The sequence below is a fragment of the Mycolicibacterium aubagnense genome, from assembly GCF_010730955.1.
GTDB classification, from domain to species: Bacteria; Actinomycetota; Actinomycetes; order Mycobacteriales; family Mycobacteriaceae; genus Mycobacterium; species Mycobacterium aubagnense.
Genome location: NZ_AP022577.1, coordinates 5,500,831 through 5,518,797, shown reverse-complemented (window position 1 = coordinate 5,518,797; position 17,967 = coordinate 5,500,831). Strand labels below are relative to the sequence as shown.

15 protein-coding genes are annotated in these 17,967 nt (G+C 66.4%); 7 read left to right on the top strand and 8 right to left on the bottom strand.

Features of this window, described 5'->3' with window-relative positions; genetic code table 11:
• Positions 1-22: 22 nt before the first annotated feature.
• From G6N59_RS26375 to G6N59_RS26360, 4 genes are all read left to right on the top strand, one after another.
• On the top strand, positions 23-1,036 hold the full coding sequence (locus G6N59_RS26375) for a helix-turn-helix transcriptional regulator (protein ID WP_138230067.1): 1,014 nt from the start codon (positions 23-25) through the stop codon (positions 1,034-1,036).
• Positions 1,037-1,175: 139 nt separating this feature from the next.
• A complete protein-coding gene (gene gabT / locus G6N59_RS26370; protein WP_138229861.1) occupies positions 1,176-2,516 on the top strand; it encodes a 4-aminobutyrate--2-oxoglutarate transaminase in 1,341 nt (446 codons plus the stop codon).
• Positions 2,513-3,967 (top strand): NAD-dependent succinate-semialdehyde dehydrogenase, encoded by a 1,455-nt coding sequence (locus G6N59_RS26365; RefSeq protein ID WP_138229860.1) that lies wholly within the window; start codon positions 2,513-2,515, stop codon positions 3,965-3,967. The genes gabT and G6N59_RS26365 overlap by 4 nt, the downstream gene beginning before the upstream one ends.
• 62 nt (positions 3,968-4,029) lie before the next feature.
• The gene (locus tag G6N59_RS26360) at positions 4,030-6,597 is read left to right on the top strand and encodes an NAD-glutamate dehydrogenase domain-containing protein (RefSeq protein WP_138229859.1); all 2,568 of its coding nucleotides are present in this window, start codon (positions 4,030-4,032) and stop codon (positions 6,595-6,597) included.
• A gap of 47 nt (positions 6,598-6,644) precedes the next feature.
• Here G6N59_RS26360 and G6N59_RS26355 read toward each other — a convergent pair whose 3' ends face one another.
• Positions 6,645-7,232 carry a TetR/AcrR family transcriptional regulator gene (locus tag G6N59_RS26355; protein ID WP_234884169.1) on the bottom strand — a complete coding sequence of 196 codons (588 nt, stop codon included), beginning with the start codon at positions 7,230-7,232 and terminating at the stop codon, positions 6,645-6,647.
• Positions 7,233-7,324: 92 nt separating this feature from the next.
• Between G6N59_RS26355 and G6N59_RS26350 the strand changes: the two genes are divergently transcribed.
• Positions 7,325-8,545 carry a serine hydrolase domain-containing protein gene (locus tag G6N59_RS26350; RefSeq protein ID WP_138229858.1) on the top strand — a complete coding sequence of 407 codons (1,221 nt, stop codon included), beginning with the start codon at positions 7,325-7,327 and terminating at the stop codon, positions 8,543-8,545.
• A 25-nt stretch (positions 8,546-8,570) separates the two neighbouring features.
• Here G6N59_RS26350 and G6N59_RS26345 read toward each other — a convergent pair whose 3' ends face one another.
• Positions 8,571-9,593, bottom strand: a complete 1,023-nt coding sequence (locus tag G6N59_RS26345; protein ID WP_197907930.1) for an agmatine deiminase family protein — start codon at positions 9,591-9,593, stop codon at positions 8,571-8,573.
• Positions 9,594-9,604: 11 nt separating this feature from the next.
• Positions 9,605-10,600 carry a nitrilase-related carbon-nitrogen hydrolase gene (locus G6N59_RS26340; RefSeq protein ID WP_138229856.1) on the bottom strand — a complete coding sequence of 332 codons (996 nt, stop codon included), beginning with the start codon at positions 10,598-10,600 and terminating at the stop codon, positions 9,605-9,607.
• Between the two features lie 83 nt (positions 10,601-10,683).
• Here G6N59_RS26340 and G6N59_RS26335 point away from each other — a divergent pair, with 83 nt between their 5' ends.
• A complete protein-coding gene (locus G6N59_RS26335; RefSeq protein WP_138229855.1) occupies positions 10,684-11,298 on the top strand; it encodes a TetR/AcrR family transcriptional regulator C-terminal domain-containing protein in 615 nt (204 codons plus the stop codon).
• Here the strand turns inward: G6N59_RS26335 and prcA are convergent, their stop codons facing one another.
• From prcA to dop, 4 genes are all read right to left on the bottom strand, one after another.
• Positions 11,299-12,078 carry a proteasome subunit alpha gene (prcA, locus tag G6N59_RS26330; protein ID WP_138229854.1) on the bottom strand — a complete coding sequence of 260 codons (780 nt, stop codon included), beginning with the start codon at positions 12,076-12,078 and terminating at the stop codon, positions 11,299-11,301.
• Positions 12,078-12,944, bottom strand: coding sequence for a proteasome subunit beta (gene prcB, locus G6N59_RS26325; RefSeq protein WP_407665786.1), 867 nt, complete (start codon positions 12,942-12,944; stop codon positions 12,078-12,080). The genes prcA and prcB overlap by 1 nt, the downstream gene beginning before the upstream one ends.
• Positions 12,941-13,135 carry a ubiquitin-like protein Pup gene (locus G6N59_RS26320; protein WP_061001614.1) on the bottom strand — a complete coding sequence of 65 codons (195 nt, stop codon included), beginning with the start codon at positions 13,133-13,135 and terminating at the stop codon, positions 12,941-12,943. Before G6N59_RS26320 ends, prcB begins: the two co-directional genes overlap by 4 nt.
• 74 nt (positions 13,136-13,209) lie before the next feature.
• Positions 13,210-14,718: a depupylase/deamidase Dop gene (gene dop, locus G6N59_RS26315; RefSeq protein ID WP_138230064.1), complete on the bottom strand. Its 1,509-nt coding sequence runs from the start codon at positions 14,716-14,718 to the stop codon at positions 13,210-13,212.
• Positions 14,719-14,831: 113 nt separating this feature from the next.
• Here dop and G6N59_RS26310 point away from each other — a divergent pair, with 113 nt between their 5' ends.
• Positions 14,832-16,016 (top strand): hypothetical protein, encoded by a 1,185-nt coding sequence (locus tag G6N59_RS26310; RefSeq protein ID WP_138229853.1) that lies wholly within the window; start codon positions 14,832-14,834, stop codon positions 16,014-16,016.
• A 55-nt stretch (positions 16,017-16,071) separates the two neighbouring features.
• Here G6N59_RS26310 and arc read toward each other — a convergent pair whose 3' ends face one another.
• Positions 16,072-17,910, bottom strand: a complete 1,839-nt coding sequence (gene arc, locus G6N59_RS26305; protein WP_407665911.1) for a proteasome ATPase — start codon at positions 17,908-17,910, stop codon at positions 16,072-16,074.
• Between the last annotated feature and the right edge of the window lie 57 nt (positions 17,911-17,967).

Sequence of the window (17,967 nt, the reverse complement as noted above, 5' to 3'; positions counted from 1 at the left end):
TTGGTATTTTCGGACAGTGGGAATGACCCCGGTCTGGGCGGTGCCGCGGGGCACCGAAGGCGTCCGCATCATGGTGCAGGGCGGCATCGCACATGGGATGACGCTCACGGAATGTCTCGCGGGTAGCGGACTGACCGAAGCCGGCCTCGATGACGAGAACGCCGAAATCTGGGCGCACCAGGAATTCGACGTCATCCGCAATCTCATTGCGGGACTTGGTGACAGGCCGGGCGTCGGCATCGAGGTGGGATTGCACTCCACACTCGGGCGGGCCGGCTTGCTCGGCTTTCTGATCCTGGCCGGCCCCACCCTGCGACAGGGCGTAGAGCTGATCCTGCCCTATCTCGCGCTCTCCCCCACCCACCTGCGGTTCTCGGTGGAGACCGACGACGAATACGGCTACCTGGTGGGCGATGACAGTGAATTGCCCACGGATGTCAGACCGTTCATCGTCGAGCGCGACCTCGCCGGATTCGTCGCCGCGACCCAGGGCGCGAACCTGGCGCTGACACCTGCGTGGGCGGAGACAACACTCGATGCCGACCGCGCCGCAAAGCTCGCCGAGCTGTGGCAGCTCCCTCAGTCCGCGGTACGTCACGGCCAGCGCACGAACCGCGTCGCCGCCACCCATGAAGTTCTGAACATGCCGTCGCCACTCGCCGACGCGAACACGGCGCGCAAGCTCGAACAACAATGCCGAGACGTGCTCGAACGCAGGCTGTCTCGCGTCGGCGTCGCAGGGCAGGTCCGCAGCCGGCTGCTGCACAACCCCGGTGAACTGCCGCCCATGCAGACCATCGCCGACGAACTGCACGTCGATCCCCGCACCCTGCGCCGTCGCCTGGCCACTGAAGGCACCTCCTACCGCGCGTTGCTCGATGAGGTCCGCCGCCAATTGGCCGTCGAACTGCTCCAGCAGGACCTGTCGGTGGAGGAGATTTCCCGCTATCTGGGGTATGCCGAAACGGCCAACTTCACCCACGCGTTCAAGCGCTGGGAAGGCACCGCGCCGAGCTACTTCCGCAGGTCGCGGTAGCCGTTCCCGGCGGCGCGCCACGGATGCGACAAAATGGAGCGCCGCGGCCACTCCAAATCGACAACCTGGACATGGCCATCGCGGCTCGAACGGCCAAGAATCAGCAGTGCACAAGCCGTTCGATCACCAGGAGCAACCGATGACCGACATCACCTATCGACTGGCGCAGAAGCGCAACATCGTCACCGCGCTGCCCGGTCCCCGATCGGCCGAAATGTCGGCGCGGCGGCAGGCCGCGGTCGCCGGCGGCGTGAGCTCCTCCGCCCCGGTCTACGCGGCGGACGCCGACGGCGGTGTGATCGTCGACATCGACGGCAACTCTCTCATCGACCTGGGCTCGGGCATCGCCGTCACGAGTGTCGGCGCATCGCATCCCGCTGTCGCCGCCGCGGTCGCGCAGCAGGCAGCCCGGTTCACCCACACCTGCTTCATGATCACCCCCTACGAGGGCTACGTGGAACTGGCCGAGCGGCTCAATGCCATGACCCCCGGCGACCACGAGAAGCGCACCGCATTCTTCAACTCGGGCTCCGAAGCCGTCGAGAACGCAGTCAAGGTGGCGCGGCTGGCCACCGGCCGCCAGGCCGTGGTCGCCTTCGACCACGCCTACCACGGCCGCACCAACATGACGATGGCGCTGACCGCCAAGGCCATGCCCTACAAGACCCAGTTCGGTCCGTTCGCGCCGGAGATCTACCGGATGCCGGCGTCGTACCCCTACCGCGACGGGCTCACCGGCGAAGCCGCGGCCAGGGCCGCCATCAGCCGCATCGAGACCCAGATCGGCGCCGCTTCTCTCGCGGCCGTGATCATCGAACCCGTTCAGGGCGAGGGCGGCTTCATCGTGCCCGCGCCGGGATTCCTTGCCACTCTTGTTGATTGGTGCAAGGCCAACGGCGTCGTGTTCATCGCCGACGAGGTGCAGACGGGCTTTGCCCGGACCGGCGCGTGGTTTGCCTCCGAGCACGACGGCATCGTCCCCGACATCATCACCATGGCCAAGGGCATCGCGGGCGGCATGCCGCTGGCCGCCATCACCGGCCGCGCCGACCTGCTCGATGCCGTACATCCCGGCGGCCTGGGCGGCACCTACGGCGGCAACCCCGTCGCCTGCGCCGCGGCACTGGCCACGCTCGACGCCATGGCCGAGATGGACCTGCCCGTCCGGGCCCGCGCCATCGAAGCCTCGGTATTGCCGAAGCTGCAGGCGCTGAGCGACACCGGAGTCATCGGCGACGTCCGTGGCCGCGGCGGCATGCTGGCCATCGAGATCGTCAAACCGGGAACGAATGAGCCCGATCCAGTACTTACGAAAGCCATTGCGGCAGAGGCATTCAAGCGCGGCGTCATCGTCCTGACCTGCGGCTCGTACGGCAACATCATCCGGCTGCTCCCGCCGTTGGTGATCAGTGACGAACTGCTCGACGAGGGCATCGCAGTGCTGGGTGACATCGTGCGCGAAATGGCGGCGGCCCGATGATCGACCGCGCCACGCTGCTCGAGTCCATGCCCACCGAACTGTGGCTCGGTGGCCTGCAGGTGCCCGCATCCACGGGAGCGCGGTTCGCCGTGCACGACCCGGCGACGGACGCCGTGCTCATCGAGGTCGCCGACGCCTCGCCCGCCGACGGCGCCCGCGCCCTCGGCGAAGCGGTTGCCGCACAGTCCTCATGGGCCGCCACCCCGGCCCGCGAGCGCGCCGAAATCCTGCGGCGCGCGTGGGAACTGGTGATGGAACGCCGCGACGACTTCGCCCTGACCATGACACTGGAGATGGGAAAGCCGCTGGCGGAGAGTCAGGGTGAGGTGAACTACGGCGGCGAGTTCCTGCGCTGGTTCGCCGAAGAAGCGGTCCGGATCAACGGCCGCTACACGCAGTCCCCAACCGGCAACGGCCGCATCCTGGTGACCAAGCAGCCCGTCGGCCCCACCCTGGCGATCACGCCGTGGAATTTCCCGCTGGCGATGGGCACCCGCAAGATCGGGCCGGCCCTGGCGGCCGGCTGCACCATGATCGTCAAGCCCGCGGCCGAGACTCCGCTGACCATGCTCCTGCTGGGCCAGGTGTTCGCCGACGCCGGCCTGCCTGCCGGTGTGCTGTCCATCCTGCCGACCACCGACGCCGCCGGCCTGACCGGACCGCTGCTGGCGGACCCGCGACTACGCAAGCTGACTTTCACCGGTTCCACCGGTGTCGGACGAAAGCTGTTGGCGCAGTCCGCCGATCGGGTGTTGCGCACCTCGATGGAACTCGGTGGCAATGCTCCGTTCGTGGTGTTCGATGATGCCGATCTCGACGCCGCAGTCGACGGTGCCATGGCCGCCAAGATGCGCAACATGGGTGAGGCCTGTACGGCTGCCAACCGCATCCACGTCGACAACGCGGTGCGCGCCGAGTTCACCGAAAAACTCGCCGCCCGCATGGCGGCGCTGAACACCGGCCCCGGCGACCAAAGCGGTAGCCAGGTCGGTCCGCTCATCACCGCCAAGCAGCGCGCCACGGTCGACGAGCTCGTCCAGGACGCCGTCAGCAAGGGCGCCACGGTGGCCACCGGTGGCAAACCCGCCCCCGGCGAAGGCTTCTTCTACCCGCCGACGGTGCTCGCCGACGTGACGGCCGATGCGCGCCTGTTGCGCGAGGAGATCTTCGGGCCGGTCGCCGCGATCATCGGATTCGACGGCGAGCAGGCCGGCATCGATGCCGCGAACGACACCGAATACGGCCTGGCGGCGTACGTCTACACGCAGGGCCTGGACCGTGCGCTGCGGGTCGCCGAGGCGGTCGAGGCCGGCATGGTGGGCGTCAACCGTGGCGTGATCTCCGATGTGGCCGCGCCGTTCGGCGGCATCAAGGAATCCGGAATCGGTCGTGAAGCCGGCAGCGAGGGCATCGAGGAATACCTCGAGACCAAGTACATCGCGCTGCAATAGATTCCGTCGCCCCTCTGCCCAACACGCAGACCTCCAAGTAAATAGACCGGAGTAGTTCTCCCATGCAGAATTCCGCTGCCCGGGTGTCTTTCGACGCCGACGGGCTGAACAACCACGCCCGCATCCAGTGGCCCGGGCATCCGCCGCTCCTGGCCGATGTCTGCGCCATGTTCGAGTCCTTCGGCCTGCGCGTCGCCTCCTACCACCACTCCGAAGACGCGGGGCACTGCTACGAGTTCGGCGACCTCTCGCTCTCTGAATCGACACGCGACCTGGTCGCGCAGGCATGCGAGGCCGCCATCGCGGGGCGCTGGAACGTCGACCGGTTCGCGATGCTCATCGCCGCGGCCGGCATCGACTGGCGCCGGGCGGTACTGGTCCGCGCCGCGTGCCGGTTCGTCCGGCAGACGGGGCTGGGGCTCTCGGAGGACTACATCGTCGAATCCCTGGTTGCCGCGCCCGAATTCGTCAACGCGCTGCTGGCGCTGTTCGACGCCCGGTTCAACCCGGACGCCGCCGCGGACGTCGAGCAGGCGGATCGCGAGGTCAGCGGTCTGGTGGATGCCGCGACCTCATTGGATGACGACCGGATCCGACGGGCTCTGCACGCATTCGTCGGTGCGACGTTGCGCACCAACTGGTTCCAGGTCGGGCCCGACGGCCGCCCCAAGGACTACGTATCGTTCAAGATCGACTCGTCGCGGCTGTCGATCACCGGACCCGTTGTCCCCTATCGCGAGATCTTCGTGCACTCCGACGCCGTCGAGGGCGTGCACCTGCGCAGTGGCGCCATCGCCCGTGGTGGGCTCCGCTGGTCCAACCGCGCCGAGGACTTCCGCACCGAGGTGCTGGGCTTGATGAAGACGCAGGCCGTCAAGAACGCCCCGATCGTGCCGACGGGGGCCAAGGGTGCCTTCGTCTTGCGTGCGGCCACTGTCGATCCCGCTGAGGGCTACCGCACCTTCATCCGCGGTCTGCTCGATGTCACCGACAACATCGTGGACGGCGCCGTCCGCCATCCCGACCGCACCGTGTGCCCCGACGGGGAGGATGCCTACCTCGTCGTGGCCGCCGACAAGGGCACCGCCACGTTCTCGGACCTGGCCAATGCCATTGCCGCTGAATACGGCTTCTGGCTCGGCGACGCCTTCGCCTCGGGCGGATCGGCCGGATACGACCACAAGGCCATGGGTATCACCGCCCGCGGCGCGTGGCTGTCGGTACGCCGGCACTTCGCCGAAGCCGGTCATGACATCGACGTCGAGCCATTCACCGTCGCCGGCATCGGCGACATGTCCGGTGACGTATTCGGCAATGGAATGCTGTTGTCCCGCAACATCAAGCTGGTCGCAGCCTTCGACCACCGGCACATCTTCCTCGACCCGAACCCAGACCCCGCAGCGTCATATCAGGAGCGGGCACGGCTCTTCGCCCTCCCCCGGTCCAGCTGGCAGGACTACAACCCGGCGCTGATCTCGTCGGGTGGTGGCGTGTGGTCCCGGGCCGCGAAGTCGATTCCGCTGTCGGATCAGACCCGGGCCAGGCTGGGCATCACGGCCGCCGAATGCACTCCCGACGAGCTGATCAACGCCGTATTGCGCGCACCGGTCGACCTGCTGTGGAACGGTGGCGTCGGCACCTACGTGCGCGCCGACGACGAGACCGACGCCGACGCCCAGGACAAGACCAACGACCGCGTGCGCATCACCGCATCACAGTTGCGCTGCAAGGTGATCGGTGAGGGCGGCAACCTCGGTCTGACCCAGCAGGCGCGTATCGCGTTCGCCCTGAACGGCGGCCGGGTCAACGCCGACTTCATCGACAACGCCGCAGGAGTCGCCACTTCCGACCTCGAAGTCAATCTGAAGATCGCGCTGGACTCCGGCAACATCGATACGGCCCTTCGCAATACGCTGCTCGCGGAAGCGACGGACGACGTCGCTGCGCGGGTGCTCACCGACAACGCCGACCAGATCCTGGCGATCAGCATGGCTGCGGCCGAGGCCGGCTCTCTGTTGGACCGGCACATCAGGCTCATCGGCAACCTCAAGGAGGTGGCCGGCGTCGATCCCGATGTCGAGGGGCTGCCGTCGAAGCAGGAACTGGATCGCCGTCGCGCCATCGGACTCGGACTGACGCGACCCGAAATCGCTGTGCTGCTGGCGCAATCCAAGAACCTGGTGTCGCAGGAGCTGTTGGCTTCCGACGTGCCGGATCACGAGATGTTCGTCGGCCGCCTGGAGCAGTACTTTCCGGCCACCATTGCCGAGCAGGCACGAGCAGAGATCGCGAACCACCCACTTCGCCGCGAGATCGTCGCGACCTCGGTGGCCGGTGAGCTGATCAACCGGGTCGGCCCGGGCACCATCTACCGCATGCAGGAACGTCTTTCGGTCAGCACGTCCGACGTGGCGATGGCGTACGCGACGGTGCGCGACATCCTCGATCTCGACGCCCTGTGGTCCGAGGTACTGACCGGAAAAACCGATGAGAGCGAGCGCATTCAGGCCCTGCTGGAGATCCGGGAGCTGCTCGAGCACCTGACGTCGTGGATCGTGCGCACCGGCGCGGGCAACCGTGACCGGGTGAGCGCGGCCGTCAGTCGGTTGATGGCGGTCAGCTCTTCCTGAGCTCCTCAGATACTACCGAGCGGTGTGCAGCCCTGCTTTTGGTGCGGCTATTCGAGGTGACGCAATGAAATCTCAAGTGCGGCATCGACTCGCGCGCGTTCGCCGGTCAGCATCAAATCGAGTTGCAAGCCACGAAACTGCGCCAGCAGGAGGGTAGCCAGCGCCTGCGCATCCTGTTGACTCCAGCCACCTGCGACGAGGATGCGGTCAGTCATCAGCTCGACCCAACCGTGGATCATCGATTCGATGAGCCGCTGGTCGCCCAGACTTCGGCTGCCGAAGAGTTCGAACAACAACCGGAATTGACGCTGCTCACGTGGCTCGCACAGGCGCGACCACAACGCCCGCGCCACATCGGCGACGGAATGCCCGGGCTTGAGGTCCAGATCGCCGGCCAAGCGCGCCTGGAAGTCGGCGCGAATGTGCTCCGCCACTTCGAGCACCAACTCGTCTTTCGACGAGAAGTGTCTGAGCAACGTCGCATGGGTGACACCGAGCGCCTCCGCAAGCCGCCGCAACGACAAATCCGCCAGACCATTGTCGAGCACGTACTCAGCCGCGGCGTCGAGCAGCTCGGGACGGCGGTGCTGAAATCGTGCCGTTCGCCCATCCATACGTGGTGACTCGCTGTCCATCGGTTGCCTCTCCTGCCAATCTATACAACCTCCCGATTTGTGCGTACCGTGTGGTACTAGTACCGAATGGTACGCATAAATCGGAGGTTCCCATGGCGACACGTCGTTCCGCCGCGCTGACGGCATTCACACTGCGCTATCTGGCGCGCAAAGTGTTCACTCCACGCCGTCCCGCGTCACTGGCCGATATCGGTCTGTTCACCGGTGCGCCGCAGCACGAGCACCTTGTCCGGATCGACGAGCTGATGCCCGTGCGGAGAATGCCCGCGTCGACTCGGCCCGTCACCTGGCCGGTCGGACCGCCCACCTCGCTACCGGCGACATACTCGTTCGAGGGCAGGACGAAGTCCACCGAGCAGCTCCTTGTCGACACCGACACTGCCGCCCTTCTGGTGATCGTGGACGGACAAGTCCGCTACGAGCGCTATTTCCTCACCGGCGGCCCGACGGTCAACTGGTTGTCGATGTCAGTGGCCAAGAGTTTCATCTCCGCCCTTGTCGGGATCGCGGTGGACGAAGGGCACATCGCCGACATCGATGCCGCGATCAGTGACTACGTGCCCGTCGACCCAGGGTCGGCCTACGACGGTGTCTCGATCCGCAATGTGTTGCAGATGTCCTCGGGCGCCCGATGGAACGAGGACTACAACGATCCGTCCTCAGACATCCACCAGCTCATTCAGGCGATGATGGGTCGGCGTGGCGGATTGGACGGTTTCGTTGCCAGGATGTCGACGGAAAGCGCACCGGGCACCGTATGTCGCTACAACTCCGGCGAGACGCAGATCCTCGGTGCGCTCATCGCACATGCCACTGGCCGAAGCGTATCGGAATACATGACCGACAAACTTGTCGAACCGCTCGGTTTCGAGTCGCCGAGCTTCTGGGCAACCGATCTACTCGGTACCGAAATGTCCTATGGGGGGCTCAATCTCACCACTCGTGACTATGCCAGGCTCGGCGAGTTGTATCGCAACAGCGGAATGTGGCACGGGCGGCAAATCGTCTCGGCGGACTGGGTGCGGGCCTCGACAACCATCGACTCGCCGATCCGCGAAGCCGGCCGACCCATCATCGCCGGCCACAGCATCGATCTGGGCTACGGGTACCAGTGGTGGATACCCGCCGGCGGCAAGGGCGATTTCAGCGCCATCGGCGTGCTCAACCAGTTGGTGTACGTCAACCCCGCCAGGGCAACCACCATCGTCAAGCTCTCCGCCAACCGCCGCTACGGCACGTCGACCTCCGAAGAAACCAATCGCGATCTCGAGAATGTCGAGTTCATCCGTGCCATCGCGGAGGGCATCGACTGACAGTCGGCCCCTGCCAGGTCGGAGATCAAGCGACGCCGCGCGTGGCCGACGGCTGGTGCTGGGTGATGCAGTGGATGCCACCGCCACGTTCGAACAGTGGACGTGCATCGAGGCTGACCACCCGGCGCCCCGGGTACTGCTCGGCCAGGATCGCGGCCGCGTCAGCGTCGCGCGGATCGCCGAACGCACACGCGATGACGCCACCGTTGACCACCAGATGGTTGATGTAGCTGTAGTCGACGTAGCCCTCGGCGTCGGTGAGCACGTCCGGCGCGGGAAGTTCGACAATGTCCCACGGCCGGCCCGCGGCATCACAGGTGTCGGCGAGCGCTTCGCGAATCTCTTTGCACACCAGGTGATCCGGATGCGCGTCGGAGCGCTGCGCGTGCAGCAGCAGGCGCCCGGGCGCGGTGATGGCAGCGACGATGTCGACGTGTCCACGGGTGCCGAAGCGCTCTGAGTCACGGGTCAGGCCGCGCGGCAGCCAGACGGCATGGTTGGCGCCGATGGTGCGGGCCAGCTCGGCCTCGACATCAGCCTTGGTGGCGCCGGGATTGCGGCCGGGGTCCAGTTGGACGGTCTCGGTGACCAGTACCGTGCCCTGCCCATCGACCTGGATGCCGCCGCCCTCGTTGACCAGATTCGAGGTGACCACCGGAACCCCGGCCCAACCGGCCACCGCGGCACCGATTTTCGAGTCCCGATCCCAGCGTGCCCAGTCCTGGGCGCCCCAGCCGTTGAACACCCAGTCCACCGCGGCCACCGACCCATCGTCGGCGTGCACGAAGGTCGGGCCGATGTCGCGCATCCAGGCGTCGTTCAGCGGCGCCTCGACGATGTCGACATCGGCGGACAGATAGCGGCGGGCGACCGCCATTTCGGCGGGGTCCACGACCATGGTGACCGGTTCGAATTCCAGCACCGCGTGTACCACGGCGGCCCATGTCGAGCGGGCTTCGTGCTGTTCGGTTTCGGTGTCCCCCAACGAATAACCTGCCGACGGGAACGCCATCCACACCCGGTCCTGCGGTGCACTCTCCGCCGGCATCACATAGCTGGTCACTTCACGACCGCCGTGGCCTCGTGGCCGGCGCCGTACGGGCGCTGCACGTCGACCGGTGCGGTCAGCGCGGCGTAGCTCTCCGGACGCCGGGTCAGCAGGAACGGGAACAGCTCCAGCCAGTCGCGACGCTGGTCCAGGTCCAGGTCGGCGACCAGCACGGCCTCCTCGTTGCGCGGCGCCTGCACCAGCACCCGGCCGTACGGGTCAGAGATGAAGGATGAGCCGTAGAACGTCACGGTGCCCTCGTTGCCAATTCTGTTGGGCACCACCATGAACAGGCCGCTGTTGATGCCGTTGGCGACGATGACCTGTTGCCACAGCGGCTGGGTGTCGAAGGCGGGAAAGACGGGCTCGGAGCCGATGGCCGTCGGATAGACGACGATCTCGGCACCGCCGAGCGAGTAGTTGCGGGCGACCTCGGGGAACCATTCGTCCCAGCACGTCGGCAGGCCCAGCTTGGCGCCGAGCCCCTCCGGGTCGTAGACCGGGTACGGGTTGCCCGCGGCGGAGGACGGCCCTGGACCAGGACGAAAATAGGTGTCCTCGTAGTAACCGGCCGAGATCGGGATGTGCATCTTGCGGGTCCGGCCGACCAAGTCGCCCGACGGGGACACCAGGATCGCCGTGTTGAAGCCCAAACCGTCTGCCGCCGGTGCCTTTTCATACAACGAAGCGTGCACGAAGACGCCGTTGGCCTGAGCCGCCTCGGCGGCCAGCGCGAACGTCGGCCCCGCGAGCAGGTCTTCGGCGGTGTCGCCGGGGTTGGGGCCGGCAGGGGTATCGGCGGGGTACCGCAGCAGCGTGATCTCCGGCAGACAGACCAGCGTGGCACCTGCTCCGGCCGCCCGATCGATGCCGTCTCGCAGCACCTTGGCGAGCTCGTCAGCCTCGGGACGCCAGCGGTGCTGCACCAGACCGACCCGCACCGGCGGTCGCGTCGACTCGATACTGCGGGACAGCGACTCGGGCGCCGTTGCGGTCAGGGTGATCATCAGCGGGACTCCTAAAACGAATTTGATTCGTTTTATTGTGGCCCGACTTACCCGCGCTTGTAAAGAGGTAGTAGAAAGATTCCATGGGCCGCCCCTCCAAACCGCTGCTTTCCGCGGATCGCATCGCCGGCGCAGCAATGGATTTGGTCAACAAGACGGGCGGCTTCACCGTCCCGGAACTGGCTCGGGCCCTCAAGGTCAGCCCGTCGTCGCTGTACAACCACGTCGCCGGGCGCGAACAGATCGTCGAGCTGCTACGCGAACGGGCGATGTCCGACGTCGCGCTGCCCGCCGACGACCCACTCCGCCCGTGGACGGACGTCGTCGCCGACATCATGCGGTCCTACCGCCAGAGCTACGCGCGTTACCCGCGGCTCATTCCCCTGCTGACCTCGCACGCGGTAAACAGCGACCACGCCCTCACCATGTACAACGTCCTGGCCGTCGCGTTCGGCCGCGCGGGATTCGATCCCGCGGACACCTTGCGCGCCATCACCCTGATCGACGCGTTCGTGTTGGGCTCAGCACTCGATGTCGCCGCGCCCGACGAACCCTGGCAGCCCGGCGCCGAAGTCAGCCCGGAGTTCGCCGCCGCACTCGCCACCGGCAGCACCAAACCCGAACGCGCCGACGACGCCTTCGAATTCGGCATCGCGGTGCTGTTGCGTGGACTGAAAGCCGTCTTGTCGTCCGAGTGATTACTCGGCCGCGTCGCCTTCGGGTTTGGCGTCCGGTTTGCTCTCGTCAGCGGCGGCTGTGCCCTCGTCCGTGGCTTCCGCCTCGGCCTTCGGCAGCACCGCATCCAGCGCGGCGCCGGTGATCCGGCGGAACGCGCGGCGCGGCCTCTTGGCGTCGAGGATCGCCACCTCGAGCGTGGCCGCGCCCAGTACGCGGTCCGCGCCGGCACCGGCATGCAGCGCGTCGACGGCAATCTTCACCGCGTCGGCCAGGCTCAAGTTCTCCTCGTAGGAGTCGTTGAGTGCGGTGATGATCGGCTCGGTGGTACCGCCCATCACGACGAAATGCGGCTCGTCGGCGATCGAGCCGTCATACGTGATCCGGTACAGCTCAGGGGCTTTCGTCTCGCCGTGGTGCGCCACTTCGGCGACACACAGCTCGACCTCGTAGGGCTTGGCCTGCTCGGTGAAGATGGTGCCGAGCGTCTGGGCGTAGACGTTGGCCAACTGGCGACCGGTGACATCGCGCCGGTCGTAGGCATAGCCCCGGGTGTCGGCGAACTGGATACCACCGCGACGCAGGTTGTCGAACTCGTTGAACCGGCCGACGGCCGCGAAACCGACCCGGTCATACAGCTCACTGACCTTCTGCAGCGACCGCGACGGGTTCTCCGCCACGAACAGCACGCCACCCTCATAGGCCAGCACGACCACGCTGCGACCCCGCGCAATGCCTTTACGTGCAAGCTCGGAACGTTCCCGCATCGCCTGTTCGGGCGAGATGAAATACGGAAAGCTCATCAGGCATTACCTCCCGCGCGGGTCCGGTTGGCGATGACTTCCCGGGCCAGCGCGGCGATGCGCTCCTCCGTGACCTCTTCGGCACCGTCGGCGCCGATGAGCACCGCGGTCGGGTAGATGCCGCGCGTCAGATCCGGTCCGCCGGTGGCCGAGTCGTCGTCGGCAGCGTCGTAGAGCGCCTCGATGGCGACCTTCAGCGCCGAATCGGCATCGCTCACATGCGAATACAGCTTCTTGATCGACGACTTTGCGAACAGCGACCCCGAACCCACCGACTGGTAGCCCTCTTCTTCGAAGTTCCAGCCGCCCGCGGCGTCGAAGGAGACAATGCGACCGGCATTGCCCGGGTCGGAGTCATCCAGGTCGTAGCCCACCAGCAGCGGCAGTGCGACGAAACCCTGCATCGCGGCGCCGAGATTGCCACGCACCATGGTCGCCAGCCGGTTCACTTTGCCGCGGAAGGTCAGCGGCACACCTTCGACCTTCTCGTAGTGCTCCAGCTCGACCGCGTACAACCGCGCGAACTCCACCGCGATGGCCGCGGTACCGGCAATACCGGTCGCCGTGTAGTCATCGGCGATGTGCACCTTCTGCACGTCGCGACTGGCGATCATGTTGCCCTGAGTGGCCCGCCGGTCTCCCGCGATCAGCACACCGCCGGGGTACTTGATCGCAACGATCGTCGTACCGTGCGGCAGATCGGAACCGGACCGAACCTCACCCGCTGAAGCCCAGTTGCTCCGCAGGTCCGCGGCCGGCAGCAGGTGAGGTGCCTGCCGGCTGAGAAAGTCCGAAAACGAGGACAGGTTCAGGTGCGGTGAGGTGACATCCAGTCGATCAGAGAAAGGCCCGAACGCTGGCGTCACTGGCCGCCCTTTTGGACGTACGCGCGCACAAAGTCCTCTGCGTTCTCTTCCAGCACGTCATCGATCTCATCGAGCAGGTCGTCGGTGTCCTCAGCGAGCTTCTCGCGACGTTCCTGACCTGCGGCAGACGGGCCGGAGACGTCGTCGTCCTCGCCGCCGCCACCGCCGCGCTTGGTCTGTTCCTGAGCCATCGCAGCCTCCTGATTGCTCGATTACTAACTTCACACTACCGGTCCGCGCCCGGGTTCCCCGGGAACACAAGCCATTACGTCGTGAGCTGTTCCACCAACTCGGCCGCACTGTCCACCGAATCGAGCAACGCGCCGACATGTGCCTTGCTTCCGCGCAGCGGTTCCAGCGTCGGAATCCGCACCAGCGACTCGCCGCCGAGGTCGAAAATCACCGAATCCCAGCTGGCCGCGGCGATGTCCGCACCGAACCGGCGCAGGCACTCGCCACGGAAGTACGCCCTGGTGTCGGTGGGCGGGTTGTCCACCGCGTCGAGCACCTGCTGTTCAGTGACCAACCGCTTCATCGAGCCGCGCGCCACCAGCCGGTTGTACAGACCCTTGTCCAGCCGCACGTCGGAGTACTGGAGGTCCACCAGGTGTAGGCGCGGGGCGTTCCAGCTGAGGTTCTCACGCTGCCGGAACCCCTCCAGCAGGCGCAGCTTGGCCGGCCAGTCCAGGATTTCGGCACATTCCATCGGATCGCGCTCCAGCAGATCCAGGACATGCGCCCAGGTCTCGATGACGTGGTTGGCGCGCGGGTCCGGGTCGCGCCGCTCCTGCAACTTGGCCACCCGGTCCAGGTAGATGCGTTGCAGCGCAAGGCCGGTGAGTTCGCGGCCGTCCGCCAGTGCCACAGTCGCACGCAGCGACGGATCCCGGCTGATGACGTGCACCGCGTGCACGGGACGAGCCAGCGCCAGGTCGGACAGCTCGATGCCCTCGGCGGCCCCGAACTCGATCAGGTCGAGCACCAGCGACGTGGTGCCCACCTTCAGATACGTCGACGTCTCGGCCAGGTTGGCGTCACCGATGATGACGTGCAGCCGGCGGTATTTGTCGGCGTCGGCATGCGGCTCGTCGCGAGTGTTGATGATGCCGCGCTTGAGCGTCGTCTCCAGGCCGACCTCGACCTCGATGTAGTCGGCGCGCTGAGTCAGCTGGAAACCCGGCTCATCCCCCGACTGCCCGATGCCGACGCGGCCCGAACCGGTGACGACCTGGCGGGACACGAAGAACGGCGTCAGCCCGGCGATCACCGAGTTGAACGGCGTCTGCCGACTCATCAGATAGTTCTCGTGCGTGCCGTACGACGCACCCTTGCCGTCGACGTTGTTCTTGTACAACTGCAGCCTCGCCGCCCCGGGCACGCTGGCCACATACCGGGCGGCGGCTTCCATGACCCGCTCGCCGGCCTTGTCCCAGATGACCGCGTCCATCGGGTCGGTGACCTCGGGAGCGGAGTACTCCGGGTGGGCGTGGTCGACGTACAGCCGGGCGCCGTTGGTGAGGATCATGTTGGCGGCGCCGATCTCGTCGGCGTCCACGATCGGTGCCGGTCCCGTGGAGCGGCTCAGGTCGAAACCACGGGCGTCGCGCAGCGGGGACTCGACTTCGTAGTCCCACCGCGTGCGCTTGGCCCGCTGGATGCCACTGGCCGCCGCGTACGCCAGCACCGCCTGGGTGGATGTGAGGATCGGGTTCGCGGTCGGATCAGACGGCGATGAAATGCCGTATTCGACCTCTGTTCCGATGATCCGTTGCATGCCGCACAGCGTAGACGGAGTGGCGATGCGTGGGCCCGAGAGGCCGGAGCCGAGCCCCGGCGAGAAGCCCGTCCAGCCACACAGCCGGGTGTCCATGTTGCACCATGGGGCGCATGACCACATCTGGGCGAGCGAAGCGACGGGACAGGCCATCGCCGAGCGAGCGGGTCGCCGCCGAAACCTGGTTTCTGCGGCGGGGCCTGCCCGCGGTGTTGCGCCCAGGAGCACTCGTGCGGCGGCTGTGGCAACGGTCGGCACCGGCGCTGGCCGCGTTCGCGGTCTTCATGGCGAACTCGGTCCTCGTCACCGCCGTCACCGGCCAACACACCATCAACATCGAAGGTCAACCCACGCGGACCGAGTGGTTCGTCCTGGCGTTGCTCCTGCTGGTGGCGCCGGTGGCCGCGCTGGCCGGCTGGCTGGTGTCGCGCATCTCGTCGTGGCACACGCGGGCCGCAGCGGCCGCGGTGTCGGTGGCGGTGTGCGCCGTCGGCGCGCTGCTCGGCGGTCCGGGACCAAAGGTCACCGGCAACGTCGTGTACGTAGGCGTGGTCATCGCCGTCATCCTGGTCTGCACAGCGACCGGCATCGGCTCCATCGTGGGCTGGGCCCTGGACGTCACGACCCACAATCTGACACTCGTCGGCAGTCTATTCGTGAGAGCCCTGCCGATCATGCTGCTGACCGTTCTGGTGTTCTTCAACACCTACGTCTGGCTCATGGCGGCGATCGTCAGCAGAGCACGCCTGTGGTCCGCACTGGGCTTCCTGGCCCTGATCGCCGTGGCATTCCTCATCACGACCACCATCGACCGGGTTCGGCCGATCCTGACGGCCGCCCAACCGGACGCGCCCGAGGCCGAGAACGCGATCCTGGCCGGCACCCCGTTCCAGAGCATGCCCCGGCCCGCCCATCGAATCCCGTTGTCCCGCATCGAGCGGGTCAACGTGGTGTTCGTACTGGCCATGTCCCAAGTGCTGCAACTGCTGATCGTTGCCCTGGTGGTCGCGTTCATCTTCCTGGTGCTCGGCCTGATCCTCATCAGCCCGAAATTGTTGGCGGAGTGGACGCGCAACAACGGCTCGCTCGACGGCACCGTCTTCGGCATGACGCTGCCGGTGCCGGAAGCGCTGATTCAGACCGCGCTGTTTCTGGGTGCGCTGACCTTCATGTACGTCACCGCGCGCACCACCACCGACGCCGAATACCGGGCCGAGTTCGTCGACCCCCAGATCGACAGCCTGCGCCGCCGGCTCGACGCCCGCGACCGGTATCTCGCCGACCGCGAACGAGGGTGAGGGCTGTGCGCGCGATTCCGAAGTTTCGCGCGGACGGCCCTCACCCTGGTCGTGACTACAGGTACTGCCCCAGGTTGGATTCCGTGTCGATCGCGCGGCTGGCGCTCGACGACTTGCCGGTGACCAGGGTGCGGATGTACACGATCCGCTCGCCCTTCTTGCCCGAAATCCGCGCCCAGTCATCGGGATTGGTGGTGTTCGGCAAGTCCTCGTTCTCCGCGAACTCGTCGACGATCGAGTCCAGCAGGTGCTGGATACGGAGGCCGCGCTGCCCGGTTTCCAGCACCGACTTGATCGCGTACTTCTTGGCCCGGTCCACCACGTTCTGGATCATGGCGCCGGAGTTGAAGTCCTTGAAGTACATGACCTCCTTGTCACCGTTGGCGTAGGTGACCTCGAGGAAGCGGTTGTCATCGATCTCGGCGTACATCCGGTCGACGACCTTTTCGATCATGGTCTTGATGGTCAACCCGCGATCGCCGTTGAACTCGCGCAGGTCGTCCTCATGCACCGGCAGGTCCTCGGTGAGGTACTTGCTGAAGATGTCCTGCGCTGCTTCGGCGTCCGGCCGCTCGATCTTGATCTTGACGTCCAGGCGGCCGGGCCGCAGGATCGCCGGGTCGATCATGTCCTCGCGGTTGGAGGCGCCGATGACGATGACGTTCTCCAGGCCCTCGACACCGTCGATCTCCGAAAGCAGCTGCGGCACAACGGTGGTCTCGACGTCGGAGCTGACACCGGTGCCACGGGTGCGGAAGATCGAGTCCATCTCGTCGAAGAACACGATCACCGGAGTGCCCTCGGAAGCCTTCTCGCGCGCCCGCTGGAAGATGAGCCGGATATGCCGCTCGGTCTCGCCGACGAACTTGTTCAGCAGCTCGGGACCCTTGATGTTCAGGAAGTAGCTCTTGGCCTCGCGGGCGTCGTCGCCGCGAATTTCGGCCATCTTCTTGGCCAGCGAGTTGGCGACAGCCTTGGCGATGAGCGTCTTGCCGCAACCAGGAGGGCCGTACAGCAGGACGCCCTTCGGCGGCCGTAGCGAATACTCCCTGTACAGATCCTTGTGCAGGAACGGCAGCTCCACCGCGTCGCGGATCAGCTCGATCTGCCGCGTCAGGCCACCGATGTCGCTGTACGCGACGTCGGGTACCTCTTCGAGGACCAGGTCCTCGACCTCGGCCTTCGGGATCCGTTCGAAGGCGTAGCCGGCCTTGCTGTCGACCAGCAGCGAGTCACCGGGCCGCAGCTTGCGCGCCCGCTCGTCCAACAAGTCGTCGGTGTCGTCCAGCAGCTCGACGATCTCGGGGTCGAGGTATTCGAGCGCAATCAACGGCTCGGCGAGCCAGACGATGCGTTCCTCGTCGGCATGACCGACGACGAGGGCGCGCTTACCGTCGTTCAGGATTTCGCGGAGGGTGCTGATCTCGCCGACCGCCTCGAACGAGCCCGCCTCGACCACCGTCAGCGCCTCGTTGAGGCGGACTGTCTGGCCCTGCTTGAGCTCGGACACGTCGATGTTCGGCGACACCGACAGCCGCATCTTGCGACCGGAGGTGAACACGTCGACGGTGTCGTCGTCGTGAGTCAGGAGCAAGACGCCGTAACCGCTGGGCGGCTGCCCGAGCCGATCGACCTCCTCGCGGAGCGCCAGCAACTGCTGCCGCGCCTCTTTGAGGGTGTCCATCAGCTTGCCGTTGCGAGTCGTGAGCGAATCGATGCGGGCTTCGAGCTGCTGCACGTCACGCGGCCCGCGGTGCGCCGCGGCCGAGTTCGTCAGCTGCTCGCGCAGCGCCGCCGTTTCGCTACGAAGCCGCGCCAACTCGGCGGCATCGGTGCTGGACATGGGGTTCTGATGAGGTGTGCCCGGGTTGCCGAAGGCGTCCGGGCGATCCATTTCAGACATCTTGCGCTCCTTTCCCACACCGGAAGTTGGTGCGGCGGATACCTCAAC

What these genes read in the sequence shown, in the direction of transcription:
- G6N59_RS26375 (WP_138230067.1), top strand. Translation starts at nt 23, where the DNA reads ATGACCCCGGTCTGGGCGGTGCCGCGGGGCACCGAAGGCGTCCGCATC.
- dop (WP_138230064.1), bottom strand. Translation starts at nt 14,718, where the DNA reads ATGCAACGGATCATCGGAACAGAGGTCGAATACGGCATTTCATCGCCG.
- G6N59_RS26340 (WP_138229856.1), bottom strand. Translation starts at nt 10,600, where the DNA reads ATGATCACCCTGACCGCAACGGCGCCCGAGTCGCTGTCCCGCAGTATC.
- G6N59_RS26355 (WP_234884169.1), bottom strand. Translation starts at nt 7,232, where the DNA reads ATGGACAGCGAGTCACCACGTATGGATGGGCGAACGGCACGATTTCAG.
- G6N59_RS26310 (WP_138229853.1), top strand. Translation starts at nt 14,832, where the DNA reads ATGACCACATCTGGGCGAGCGAAGCGACGGGACAGGCCATCGCCGAGC.
- G6N59_RS26320 (WP_061001614.1), bottom strand. Translation starts at nt 13,135, where the DNA reads ATGGCTCAGGAACAGACCAAGCGCGGCGGTGGCGGCGGCGAGGACGAC.
- G6N59_RS26350 (WP_138229858.1), top strand. Translation starts at nt 7,325, where the DNA reads ATGGCGACACGTCGTTCCGCCGCGCTGACGGCATTCACACTGCGCTAT.
- G6N59_RS26335 (WP_138229855.1), top strand. Translation starts at nt 10,684, where the DNA reads ATGGGCCGCCCCTCCAAACCGCTGCTTTCCGCGGATCGCATCGCCGGC.
- arc (WP_407665911.1), bottom strand. Translation starts at nt 17,910, where the DNA reads ATGGATCGCCCGGACGCCTTCGGCAACCCGGGCACACCTCATCAGAAC.
- G6N59_RS26345 (WP_197907930.1), bottom strand. Translation starts at nt 9,593, where the DNA reads ATGCCGGCGGAGAGTGCACCGCAGGACCGGGTGTGGATGGCGTTCCCG.
- gabT (WP_138229861.1), top strand. Translation starts at nt 1,176, where the DNA reads ATGACCGACATCACCTATCGACTGGCGCAGAAGCGCAACATCGTCACC.
- G6N59_RS26365 (WP_138229860.1), top strand. Translation starts at nt 2,513, where the DNA reads ATGATCGACCGCGCCACGCTGCTCGAGTCCATGCCCACCGAACTGTGG.
- G6N59_RS26360 (WP_138229859.1), top strand. Translation starts at nt 4,030, where the DNA reads ATGCAGAATTCCGCTGCCCGGGTGTCTTTCGACGCCGACGGGCTGAAC.
- prcA (WP_138229854.1), bottom strand. Translation starts at nt 12,078, where the DNA reads ATGAGCTTTCCGTATTTCATCTCGCCCGAACAGGCGATGCGGGAACGT.